7 protein-coding genes are annotated in these 13,220 nt (G+C 40.6%); 4 read left to right on the plus strand and 3 right to left on the minus strand.

All coding sequences use genetic code 11. The features are described from left to right. Positions 1 to 3: 3 nt before the first annotated feature. From GTQ43_RS18565 to GTQ43_RS18575, 3 genes are all read right to left on the minus strand, one after another. Positions 4 to 1,440, minus strand: a complete 1,437-nt coding sequence (locus GTQ43_RS18565; protein ID WP_265274237.1) for a cytochrome c — start codon at positions 1,438 to 1,440, stop codon at positions 4 to 6. 31 nt (positions 1,441 to 1,471) lie between these two features. Then, complete coding sequence (locus GTQ43_RS18570) at positions 1,472 to 2,938, minus strand: cytochrome c (RefSeq protein WP_265274238.1); 1,467 nt, start codon at positions 2,936 to 2,938, stop codon at positions 1,472 to 1,474. 351 nt (positions 2,939 to 3,289) lie between these two features. After that, on the minus strand, positions 3,290 to 4,684 hold the full coding sequence (locus GTQ43_RS18575) for an NADH:flavin oxidoreductase (RefSeq protein ID WP_265274239.1): 1,395 nt from the start codon (positions 4,682 to 4,684) through the stop codon (positions 3,290 to 3,292). A gap of 668 nt (positions 4,685 to 5,352) precedes the next feature. Between GTQ43_RS18575 and GTQ43_RS18580 the strand changes: the two genes are divergently transcribed. The 4 genes from GTQ43_RS18580 (at position 5,353) to GTQ43_RS18595 (ending at position 13,164) form a co-directional block, all read left to right on the plus strand. After that, positions 5,353 to 7,362 carry a hypothetical protein gene (locus tag GTQ43_RS18580; protein WP_265274240.1) on the plus strand — a complete coding sequence of 670 codons (2,010 nt, stop codon included), beginning with the start codon at positions 5,353 to 5,355 and terminating at the stop codon, positions 7,360 to 7,362. 421 nt (positions 7,363 to 7,783) lie between these two features. Beyond that, positions 7,784 to 9,256 carry an esterase/lipase family protein gene (locus GTQ43_RS18585; protein WP_265274241.1) on the plus strand — a complete coding sequence of 491 codons (1,473 nt, stop codon included), beginning with the start codon at positions 7,784 to 7,786 and terminating at the stop codon, positions 9,254 to 9,256. Between the two features lie 225 nt (positions 9,257 to 9,481). Beyond that, positions 9,482 to 10,273 (plus strand): SDR family NAD(P)-dependent oxidoreductase, encoded by a 792-nt coding sequence (locus GTQ43_RS18590; RefSeq protein ID WP_265274242.1) that lies wholly within the window; start codon positions 9,482 to 9,484, stop codon positions 10,271 to 10,273. A gap of 266 nt (positions 10,274 to 10,539) precedes the next feature. After that, positions 10,540 to 13,164 carry a PAS domain S-box protein gene (locus GTQ43_RS18595; RefSeq protein WP_265274243.1) on the plus strand — a complete coding sequence of 875 codons (2,625 nt, stop codon included), beginning with the start codon at positions 10,540 to 10,542 and terminating at the stop codon, positions 13,162 to 13,164. The last annotated feature ends 56 nt before the right edge of the window (positions 13,165 to 13,220 follow it).

Here is a 13,220-nt window from a genome sequence, read left to right on the forward strand (position 1 = left end):
TGGTTATAAAGTTTTCAGATATTCGATTAATGCTTGTTTATCATTGGCAGGTAAATCAGTGCCATAAATATGTCCTTGGTTACTATTACCAGGAACGCTAATATCGTATTTGAAACCTACACGTTGGGCTTCTTCTCCTTCCGAAATAAAACCGACTTTGGTTTGGTCATAGACATCAAATCCTCGGTAGAAAGATTGAGGTCGATTCTCTGGTTTTTCTAACAAGTCTTGTAGGGATGGTACTGAACCATTATGCAGATAAGGCGCTCTTAACCAAAGACCATCAAGAGAGACAGACACATAACCATTGGTCTTCCGCAACTGGCTGAAATCCCAAGGATAACCATCACCAAATTTGTTGTAAGTATCTGCTGCTTGCTGCGTCCACATATCTAGACGATGGCGGTCAGTTCCCACTTCATCAACAGGAATCACCTGACCAGTCCTTTCGCCGCCAAATGCGTGACAAGATGCACAAGTACTGCTAAAAATCTCTTTTCCTTGTGTAGCTAGTTGCTCATCAACTGCAAAGGGATATTTGGGAGGCGGTAATTCCGAAATATAATCTTCTACCCGTTGTAGATCATTTACTGGTAAAGACTTTTTAGTTGCACCGTCACCAATCGCCCCAGTTTGTACCGTTTCTCGCAGCGAAGTTTCTAAACCATCCCAATGCAGGGCAAAGTTTTGGTGTTGCTTTTCATTCCACAGAGGCATCATATCTGAATTACCAATGGTGTTATCTTTAGGCAACTTTAAGGTAGTAAACTTCACAGGGTTAAACGGGTCAATTCTACCCGGCCCCCAATTGGGACGAGAATCAGTCCAAGCAAAATCTGCTTTTTGTTGTAGTAGCCCTTTCTTTGTTTGAGGAATAATCACAAAACGATAAAGCAGGTTTTCCCACCAGGGAAACTCATGGCTATATTTGATTTCATCAAGGATATAGTCAGGTTCAAATCTGGGGTCACTAGCAGCATTACCAAGAAAGCGAATATAGCCTTGAGAATCAAATTTATTTGCAGGCCCGGCTGCAATAATTGTTGGCTTATCTTTGAGATTTTCTCGATAAGTAGCATGATGACAAACAGCACAAGTTATCCCAACTCTAGGGAAGCCAATTGTTTTTTTCGCAAAACCAACTGGTAGTTCCTTACCTTCTTCCCATGTAATTCCCAAAGAAGTATAACCGCCTGGCCCTGGTAGCTTATCGGGAAATATACGTGGCAATACTAACCAAATCCAATACGGTACACCTTGCGCCTGTTCTGTACCAATAGAACCATATTTAAAATGATCCTCTGGTAACTCATAAACTTCGCTAGGAACTTCCCGGAAAAGGTTGTACCATCCCACGTAACCCACAACCCCAAAAAGAAGGACAATAACTACAGCAATTGAGGTGATTATTTTCCCTAATTTTGACTTAAGTATTGCCATAAACTTAGGTTTCTCCTTGCTAAAGTGTCCTTCAAAGTTTTTTCATGTACTCAACAATTGCATCTTTCTCTTCAGGGGAAAGATCAACACCATACAAGTGACCGCTATTACTGTTACCATCAAGTTTTGTATCAAACTTGAAGTACTTTTTACCATTTTCTTCGGCGACATCAGAGATAAAGCCACCTTTTTCTCTATCGATAACGTCGTAGCCACGATAAAATTCTTTTGGTCTATTTTCTGGTTTTTCTAGTAAATCCCGAAGGGTGGGCACTGAACCATTATGTAAATAAGGGCCGCGTAACCAAACACCATCAAGAGGCATATTTGCATACCCATTAGTCTTACGAAAATTCTTAAACCGCCACGGATAACCTGCATACAGGGTATTTTGGTTAGAGATGGTTTCATAAGTAAATGAATCTAGCCGATGGGGGTCTGTACCAATTTCTTGAATCGGTACAACTTTGCCTGTGTACGCACCACCGAAAGCGTGACAACTAGCGCAATTACTTGTAAAAAGTGGTTTTCCTGTGGCTGCTAAAGTTTCGTTAACTTCGTAAGGATATTTTGGTGGTGGTAGTTCCCAAAGCCAATCGGCAATTCGTTGAATTCGAGGTAAATCAATAGTTGTGGGTGTAACTCCAGTCCCTAAAGCTGCGCTTTTATTACGTTCATCAACAGAAGTATTATTCCCATCCCAATGTAACTGCAATCCCTCGCGGGGTTTTTGATTCCAAACTGAGGGGAAATCAGAAGTTCCAATCAGTTCATCCTGACGCAATTTATCCATTGGGAAATGGAATTGAATTGCTTTATAAGGATTAAAAGTATCTACTCTTCCTGGCCCCCAATCTGGTTGTTTTTCAACAAAATTAAGTCGATATGCCTGATTAATTAGTGCATCTCTAGTTTGGGGAATCGCAATGAAGCGATAAAGTAATTTTTCAATGGGATTTAAACCGCCACTGATTTTTTCAATTTCTGGTAACATCCGATTAGCAGTAAAGCGCTCATCCACACCAACTGCTGATAAGAATTTGATATATCCCTGCAAGTTCAGCACATTAGCTGGCATCGTAGTAATGACTTGATGTTCGCTATTAGGGGTATTTCGCAGTGTTCCTGTATGACATACAGCACAATTCAAGCCAACTCGATTAATAAAGACTCTTCGTTGCGAAAAACCTACAGGCAAATCTTTATCAGGTTCTTTAATAAATCCCAGAGAAGTGTAGCCTTTTCCAGGTAATTTATCAGGGAATAGGTCTGGTAAAACTTTCCAAATCCAGTAAGGAATGCCATTGATGGGTTCGCTGCCAATTGAACCATATTTAAAGTGGTTTTGAATATCAGCATAATCCACTGGGGAGTTAGATAAAACAGGCCACAATAAAAATATTGCTACTGCTATAATACCCACAATCACAACCCAAATCCGCTTGAAAAATCCCTTTATTGGCGTAGAAATTAGGGTAGGGTTAGTTTGTTCAGTCATGAAACACTCCCTATATTGTCAAGATTATCTGTAAGCGAAATTGTCAACATAATTCGTAATTCGTAATTCATAATTGGGAGCATCCCAATCTTGTAAATTTACCAAGATGATAAGTTGTCATTGCGAATGGAGCAAAGCGGAATGAAGCATAAGTCCTTCGGACACGCTTCGCGAACGCAAAGTACAGATGTTGCGATTGCTTCGCTTCACTACGTTACGCTCGCAATGACAATTCATGTTTTTACACATTTGGGATGCTCCCTCACAATTGGGTTAGAGTAAAAGACATCTACAGCTAAAATCTTCATCCATAACATAATTACGAATTGTTAAGGTGATACCCATCGCTTTTTATTTAGATGAATTTGCAAACTGAGTTGGATGAAAGACTGACATTACTTCTTCCATCATCTCTTCATAGCTATTAAAGCGATCCTGCTCGTAACAACCCAAGGGATTTTCAGTTACATTCAACAGGCATTTATTGCAATAGGTACAGGGTTTATCTGCCAGGTCTTTACCTGCTTGAAAAGATTTAACTAAGTCGTTGTTAGCAATTAGAGTCCGAGCCATTGTTACGCCATCGCAATAATGTTCGTTAATTGCCTGACGAATATAAGAAGCCTGTTGTAAACCACCAGTACATAATACGGGAATATTAACGTGCTTTTTAATTTCTTTGGCATCCAGCAAATTTCTGCCTTGGTTCTCTGCTAGCAACTGCTTGATTTTGGGGTCTTTAACATCATCACCACTAAATGCTTGAGGACGCAATTGGCTTTTGACGCGGTTCCATAAAAGATTGAAAACGGGATGCAAAAATGAATTGCGAAATAAAATGTAGTTGCGTGTGGTTTCAACACCACTCGACAACATGGTGTCATAAGTTCTAGAAATGACATCAAAATTAAAATCACCAATGGGATTGAGTGGGTGAGGAAATAAGCTACCAGTTGAGACATGCACGCCATCAGCCCCAGCTTCTTCTGCCCATTTACAAACTTGGATGGAATCTTCTATGGTATTACCTGGTTTTTCCCAAAAGGTGACGGCGTTGTTATAGTCAACGGCACTAATTTTAAATTGCAAGTGAAAGTCGTTACCTACTTCTTTGCGAATTGCTCTAATTACATCTAGCAAAAACCGCGCTCGATTCTCTAATGAACCACCGTATTCATCTTGACGGTCGTTAATTCCAGAACTGAGAAATTGGTTAAAAAGATATCCATTAGCACTGTGCAATTCTACTCCATCTAAACCTGCTTCACGGGCCCGTCTAGCACCATCGGCAAAGTATTGGATTGTTTCTTTTATCTCTCCTAGTGTCATCGCTTGACACAAAAAACCGTGAAATGGCTCAGTTTGGCTGGTGGAACTTAATGCTTTTTTTCCTAAGTTTTCTACACCACCAATATCCTGCTGTCGCCCAGAATGACTTAATTGCAATATAAATTTACAGTCATATTCGTGGACTTTTTCTCCTACTTTTCGCCAAAAAGGAATGCGTTCATCACAGTCAATGGTGGCGTAATTGGGCATAATTCGTCCCCGGATAGCCACAGGAACAAAGGAGGTAATAATAGCCCCTACACCACCACGAGCAAACTTTTCTTCCCAGTTGATTCGAGCTTGGGTTCCTGAACCATCATAGTTATCCCATCGTCCTGAAATGCTAGAGCGAAATATCCGATTTTTGACTGTGAGATTACGGAATCTCAATGGTTCAAAGATAATATCGTTTTCCATCTGTTCCTCTATTTTTGTATTGTTTCGGCAATAGGATTCGGTTTTGTGAATTTTTCGCAGCACTAACAGTCTCGCCAGAGAACTGTTTTTTTAGTGTCTTTGGGAGGGCAATTTTTTATGTCTACAAATCTACAGTGGAGGTTTTCGGATGCGAACGCTAAGTATTACGTTTTCGTTACTTAGATTTGCTTACCAAGTTTCAGCATAGAGATTTATCCTTATTGGTTTTTACGGTTATATAAAGATTTTTGCAATTTGTAAACCTACGGTATTTACAGAGCAATTCTTAAAAAAAGTGAAAGTTTTCGTTTTTGTATTTATCTTCAAAGGTTAAGGCAACCTTAAAATAAGCTCCTAACAATTTGTTAAAAACTTAACCAAGTACCTATGGAATGGATATAACCATAGCAAATTGGTTATTGCATACCATTGGAAATTTACAATTTTTTAAATTTTTGGTTTAAAAATGTATAAAAGTTTATTAATGACGTTTTGCAAACTTGTGTAGTAAGTTCATATATAACGAACCTCAGTAAGGTACATTTTAAATCATCAAAATATCCCAAGATTAAATCGGGAAAATGGGAAATTAGTGATGGAGCATTAATGTGCCTCTGCAAATGTGAGGTGCAGTAGAGAAGGTTTAGGGGTTACAACCAGAGAGTTTTATGAAAAAGACAAGTCTAATTTTGAAGGGCTGTCTGCTCCTCCTGTTCGTGACTATGTTTATAGTTTGCGGCTTTTATGGAACGCCTACAGCTCTAGCCGATGAGTATAATGAAACACCTGCTTCCATAAGTACGAAGGACTCTGATACGGGTGTATCTAAATACCCTGATAACTGTGAGGGTATCGGTTATCTCCCAGAGTACACAAAGGAGAATTTGACAGATGCCGAGAAACGGGGTCGTTGTACCTGGTACTTATGGACTGGCGGTAATGGCAAGTACTATCGTGATTTAGCGAAGCGAACCCTTGGCGGTGCTGATTTGCTAAAGCTGATTGATTCCGATAAGCATGACGAGCGATTTAAGCTCTATGGTGCAATTAACGATCCTGGATGCGAAAAGTCAACAGAAAAAGATGAATACGGATTGCGGTTAGATAAATGTAAAGATCCGCTTTCAACTGGTGTTATTGGGTTGCGTAAGTTCCCCAACCCCAACTTTGACTCGGCAAAATGGAACGCTAAGGAGTATTTCAAAACCTCACAAGTTGAGCCTCCCTATTTGATTGGGCAATCTTGCGCCATTTGTCACGTAGCACTAGATCCCCTGAATCCACCCAAAGACAAGGAACATCCAAGATGGGAAAACCTTGTACCAGCATTGGGTAATCAGTACATCAAAGAAAACAAATTCTTTGGAACCAGCGTTGCGGACAATAGTTTTATTAAGCAAGTACTCGACTCTCAAAAACCTGGAACTTCTGATACTTCGCGGATTGCCACCGATCATATCAACAATCCGAATGCGATCAATGCCATTTTTAATTTAGGCGATCGCCCCAAATATCCAGAAGTCATGAACGACGGTTCAACCAAAGATGTTAATCACATTCTCAAAGATGGCGCAGACTCTACAGGAGTAGCAAACGCCTCACTCCGCGTCTACGTCAATATTGGGATGTGCGGCGATTACTGGACAAGTCTCCATGAGCCTTTATTAGGCAGAACTCCCCAAAAACCTTTTGATATCCAAAAGGCGCGCAAGGACTGCGAAGACTGGAGACAAACAGAAGCACGCATGGCTGATGCAGAAGCATTCTTAAAAACCATCAAGCCAATGCACCTGAAAGATGCACCAGATGGTGAAGAATTCTTAACGAAAGATGAAGAAGTTCTCAAACGTGGCAAGCTGGTTTTTGCCAGCACTTGTGCTAGTTGTCATTCCAGCAAAAAGCCACCTGCTGCGATCGCTGCTGACCCCGAACAGGCTCAAAAATGGTACGAAGAATCTGTACTCAGTAGTAATTTTCTCGACCACAATTTCTTGTCCGATGACCAGCGTTATCCAGTTACACTAATTGGGACTAATGCGGCGCGATCGCTAGGAACAAATGCCACTAAGGGGCATATTTGGGATCAGTTCTCGTCGAAAACCTACAAAGAACTACCATCACCAGGTACTTTGACGCTGTACAACCCCATTGATGAGAAGAAACCCATTGAATTTAAGATACCGGACGGCGGTTTGGGATATTATCGCACACCTTCGTTAGTGAGTATTTGGGCAACCGCACCACTTCTACACAACAACACACTAGGACTTTACAACGAAGATCCTTCTGTGAAAGGACGTGTAGAAGCCTATAGCGATGCGATGGAAAAGCTGCTGTGGCCCCAAAAGCGTGAAGGAATTATCAGCAGGACAGATCGAGATAGCAAATTAGAGCTTCCTCCAGGCGATCCGAATCCGAGATTTAGGATTCCTGTTCCTAAAGGTACACCTGTGAATTTATTAGCAAGTATCAATATCAGAGAGGCGATTACATCTCTTAATCTCAGCAACCTTTTTCAAGATTTGAAACCGGGTGGTGGAATTAAAGGTAAGTTGGCACGTGTACTTTTAAGAGCTAATAAGTCTCCTGATTTCGTTGAAGATGAGGGTCATTATTTTGGCTCAAATCTGCCTGATGAAGATAAGAAAGCCCTAATTGAGTTCGTGAAAACTTTCTAGTAGTCCGCCAAGTAAACAATGCTTGGTTTGTAGTGAGCGCTTTAGCGCTCAAATGAAGGACTAAAGTCCTGACTACGAACTTATTCACACATCAAAGTTGGTGTGGTGGATCGCTAGGGCAATTCATTAATTGCCCTAACTTCTTCCCGGTTAAATCTGGCAACAAAGAAAAATAAGATATCTCCGAAAATAAATTTAGAAACGTAAGTAGTTAAACAAAATTAATTACACAATGTCATTGCGAATGGAGCGAAGCGAAATGAAGCAATCGCAGGGGCTGGGATTGCTTCGCTTCGCTCGCAATGACTATAATTAATTCTGCATGGTTACTTAGCACTGCTACGTTTCTACAAGAGGTATGGATAATACATATTGAATTTCTGGAGATGTCTAATAATTAAATTAAATAGTGAGGATATATATGCAATATTTACCAATTATCTTTGTTCGTGGATATGCCGGTACACAAAAAGACGTTGAACAAACGGTTGATGACCCATTTTATGGATTCAATAATGGTTCAACCCATATTCGAGTAGATGAGAAAGAAAATCCCCAAAAGTTTTTTTTCGAGAGTCCATTGCTGCGGCTGATGACCGATCATGGTTATCAACCGATTGTTGATAATCAGAATATAAGCAATCAGATTAAGAGATTGTCTGGTCAACTTAATAAAACTATTTGGATCTATCGATTTTATGATATATCTACACCTAGTTTTGGCTCTTCAAGCGGTGTCAGACAGGAGATGGAGGATATATCTAGGGGTTTAAAAGACCTGATTCAAAATGTTAAGGAAACCACAGGGGCAGGCAAAATTTATCTTGTCGCCCACTCGATGGGAGGTCTTGTTTGTCGCAGCTTGATTCAAAAAATTTATCCAGAAACAAACGACGCAGCTAGCAATCACATTGATAAATTTTTTACCTACGGTACACCTCATGGTGGCATTGCTTTTGATGTTGGGGATGGGTTGATCGAAAACCTGAGAGACACCCTCAGATTAAATAATTCTGATGACTTTGGCCCTCAGAGAATGTATCAGTATTTAACACCTAATGTCCCGCCAACGGCTAAATTACCCGATGACTTTCAGTTAGAAACACTACAAAACATAGGGGATGCATTTTCGCCAAACCGCGTTTTTTGTATCATCGGTACTAATGCCTATGATTATCAAGAAGCTTATGGTCTTTCACGCAAGACTGTCGGGGTCAAAAGTGATGGTCTAGTTCAGATTGAGAGAGCTTATATTACAGGTTCTCATCGTGCCTATATTCACCGTTCACATGGTGGGCGTTATGGCATGGTGAACTCCGAAGAAGGTTATCAAAACCTGCAACGCTTTTTGTTTGGTGATATCCAGGTGAAACTATCTTTAAGTAATGTTAAGTTACAAGACTTAGATAAAAACTTTTATCAATTAGAAACTAGGGTGGCTTTGCGTGGTCTTCCTGTTCCAATATACGAGCAAGCGATCGCTCATTATTGCCCAATTACACAAGAGTTAAAAAGAACAGATAAACCTATTCCCCTATTTACAGCCTTCTTAATCCCAAGAAACTCATCCAGTGATGATAACGTCTGTAGATATGCCCTGCGCCTTGCACTCCATTCTTTCACCAAACAAGAGACGAATTGGTTACGTGACAGTCATCTTGACCAAGTACCTTTGTGGTCTGACTATCTAATTACTGATGTCGCCGAATCAAATGGTACGTATGAGGGTAAGTATAGTTGGAGTTCCGATAACAAAGAACCAGTAACTACTTTAAATCCGAATCCACAATCTAGTGACAATGTATATGTTGCATCTGTTCCCCTACCTGACCGTGGACAACAAGTCTTAGGAGCAAATGCAGCAGTTGACTTGGAAATTTCCCGATGGCAATAAGATAATTTGTAATTCACGCTTAATGTGAATTAAGTCTTGAAACCCTTGTAATTTCGTAGATAGTCCCAAAACAACGATTTTGGGCGAATCTAGAAACCTTATTAAATCCAAAAATTACGAATTACAAATTACGAATTACGAATTAGTTAAATAGCGTTAGGTTACTAATGACTAATAACTAATGATTTATTCATTTGTTTTCAAGTAGTTGAGAGAGGAAAAATTATGCAAGGTAATCGCAAGCAAACGGCTCTTATTACTGGTGCATCTGGCGGCATCGGTTATGAATTCGCGAAGTTATTTGCTCAGGATGGTTACAATCTAGTGTTGGTAGCTAGAAGCGTGGACAAGCTGAATAAAATAGCCGATGAATTTAAAAATAAATTTGGCATCGATGTCAAAGTTATTTCCAAGGATTTATCTATCCCATCAGCTCCAGAAGAGATTTTTACTGAGCTAGAACAAGCATCAGTCAGAGTTGATGTGCTGGTAAATAATGCTGGCTTTGCTACTTACGGATTATTTCACGAAATTGACCTAAATGCTGAACTGCAATTACTACAGGTCAATATTTTGTGTCTCACACATTTAACCAAGTTATTCCTCAAGGGGATGGTTAAGCGGGGATCTGGAAAAATATTAAATGTGGCCTCCACTGCTGCTTTTCAACCAGGGCCGCTGATGGCAGTATACTACGCTAGTAAAGCTTATGTATTATCGTTCACGGAAGCGATCGCAAATGAATTAGAAGGTACAGGTGTTTCTGTAACGGCCCTTTGTCCTGGCCCTACTGAGTCTGGTTTCCAGCAAAGAGCCGCGATGGAAGACTCAAAGCTAGTCAGCGGTCAAAAAATTATGACTGCGGAAACGGTAGCTGAGATTGGCTATCGTGGCCTATTGGAAAACAAAACTGTTGTTGTTCCTGGAATTAAAAATAAGCTCCTCGCTGAATCTGTAAGATTTACTCCCAGAAAGCTAGTGACTAAATTAGTCAGAAATATGCAGGAAAGCAAATAATTTTGAGACTCCCACGGCTTCAAACCGTGGGATTCTTGTTTCATCGAGCCGACTTGTCTAAACCGTGTTAACAGATCCAAATAGAGGTCGTCAAAGGACTATTTATAAAATAAATATTAAATTTTTACACCAATGGATATCTTACATCTAAACCTCCTATGTGCCTTTTGATGGATTGCATTTATTAGCTGAAAAATTCATACTGCTAAAACTAGGGTATGCCTACTCTTCAAGTCGGTGTTATTTAGTTATGAGCGGTGTACAAGATGCCAAATATTGATAAAATTAACTCTAAATTAACTGATGAATTAGCAGTTTTGCGGCAACGTGTAGCTGAGTTAGAGCAATCAGAAATATTTTATCAGCAAAGGCAAGTAGTGCTTGAGCAAGAATTAACAAAACTGCAAATAAAGCTCCCAGGAGAATTAGGAAATTCCCATACTCAAGTTGTCGATTTACATATTCAAAAGGATACATCTCTACCGACAGATGTGGCGGTGATTTTACAGCAACTCCAAGAAGAAATTGCCCAACGACAGCACGGAGAAATAGCCCTGAGAGATAGTGAAGAAAGACTGAGGCTAGCTCTAGATGTTTCCCAGATGGGCTTGTGGGACTGGAATATTGTTACCAATCAAGTCATCTGGTCTGAGAATTATGAAGTGCTTTTTGGTCTAATTCCAAGTAGTTTTGATGGCCCTTATGAGACATTTCAGAAGTGCGTTTATCCTCAAGACAAGCAATCTGTAATGCAAGGGATTGGGCACGCTTTGGCACAAAAAACTGACTATGATGATGAATTTCGGATAGTTCGCTCAAATCAAAGTGTACATTGGATTTCTGCCAAGGGAAAATTTATTTATGATGAGCAGGGAAACGCGGTACGAATGATCGGCATTTGCATGGAAACTACTGTGTGCAAACAGGCAGAAGAAAGTACTCGCGAACTAACGACCCAAGTTCAAGAACAGGCAAATATCTTAAATGCTATCCTCACCGCCTCAGTCGATCACATTTATATCTTTAATCGCAGAGGTCGCTATCAGTATGTCAGTCGTGATGGAGCTACTGTATTAGGTTTCAAGCCCCAGGATATTGTCGGGAAAACTTTACAAGAACTGGATTTACCTGTAGACCTTGTAGAACAGGTAGATAATCAGCGACAGGCTGTAATGAAAACTGGACAGCCAATTAAGGATGAGTGCAAATATCTGACTGCCGATGGATTACATTATTATGAATATATCCTTTCCCCATTACGAAATTTCAATCAAAACATTGAAGGCGTAATTACTGTTTCTCGTGATATTACCGAACATAAACGGGCAGAAAAATCATTACGCGAAAGTGAAGCCCGATTTCGGCGTTTGTTTGAGTCTAACCTAATTGGGGTTGCTTTTTGGACTGTTGATGGCTTCGTTATTGATGCTAATGATGCCTTTCTGCAACTAGCTGGCTATACTCGCGATGAGTTTGCTACTTTAGGTAGAATTAATTGGCGAGAATTTACCCCTGTTGAATATAAATATTTAGACGATCGCGCCCTTTTGGAAGTACAAGCCACTGGAGTTTCCAAAATTTACGAAAAAGAGTACATCCACCGCAACGGGAAGCGAGTCCCAATTGTTTTGGGTATAGCAATGCTGAATGATTCCCAAGAAAATGGTCTGGCTTTTGTATTAGATATTACCGATCGCAAATTGGCAGAAAAAGAATGCGATCGCCTCCTCGAATGCGAAAGGACAGCACGCAAACAAGCAGAAATCGCCAACAAAGTTAAAGATGAATTTCTTGCCGTTCTCTCCCACGAACTGCGAACCCCACTCAACCCCATCCTGGGATGGTCAAAAATGCTACGGACTCGCAAGTTCGATCAAAAAACCACTAATCACGCCTTGGAAACCATTGAACGCAGCGCCAAGTTACAAACCCAGCTAATCGAAGATTTATTGGATGTGTCTCGCATCCTCCAAGGAAAATTAAACCTGAATGTCTGTCCGGTAAATTTGGTAGTGGTGGTTGAAGCAGCACTAGAAACAGTCCGACTAGCAGCAGAAGCTAAATCAATTCAAATTCAAACCATATTTGATCCCAACTTGGGACAAGTTATGGGTGATGCCAATCGCCTCCAACAAGTTGTGTGGAACCTGCTTTCCAATGCGGTAAAATTTACACCAACAAAAGGAAGGGTAAAAATTCGACTGATGCAAGTTGATAACCAAGCTCAAATTCAAGTCAGCGATACCGGTAAGGGAATTAACCCAGAGTTTTTGCCTTATGTGTTTGATTACTTTCGCCAAGCTGATGGCACAACGACACGGACATTTGGGGGATTAGGTTTAGGATTAGCCATCGTGCGTAAAGTTGTAGAAATGCATGGCGGAAAAGTTCAAGCCGAAAGTCCTGGAGAAGAATCGGGTGCAACCTTCCAAGTTGAACTACCGCTTTTGGCTAGAAGCGAACAGGTTCGGCGAGAAGAGAATGAGTCTTTAACTTATGAGCCGGAATCGTCACTCCTTGCAAATACTCAAGTTTTAGTGGTAGACGACGAACCAGATATCCGCGACTTAGTAAGCTTCATTTTGCAAGACTACGGTGTAGAAGTAACCACCGTATCTTCAGCACAGGAGGCATTACAAGCCCTATCTGAGTCGATACCAGATGTTTTAATTAGTGATATTGGGATGCCCAAAACAGACGGTTATATGCTGATGCGGGAAGTGCGATCGCGATCGCCCCAACAAGGAGGCAGTGTACCCGCGATCGCTCTAACAGCTTATGCTGGCGAAATGAATCAGCAGCAAGCACTAGCAGCCGGATTTCAAATGCATATTTCTAAACCTGTAGATCCAGATGTCTTAGTGAAAGCGATCGTCAATTTGATAGAGTAGTCATTGGTGCATATTTTGGGTTACTGGAGCAATATATTCACAAATCTCATCTAAAT

This window comes from Nostoc sp. KVJ3 (genome assembly GCF_026127265.1).
Taxonomy (GTDB): domain Bacteria; phylum Cyanobacteriota; class Cyanobacteriia; order Cyanobacteriales; family Nostocaceae; genus Nostoc.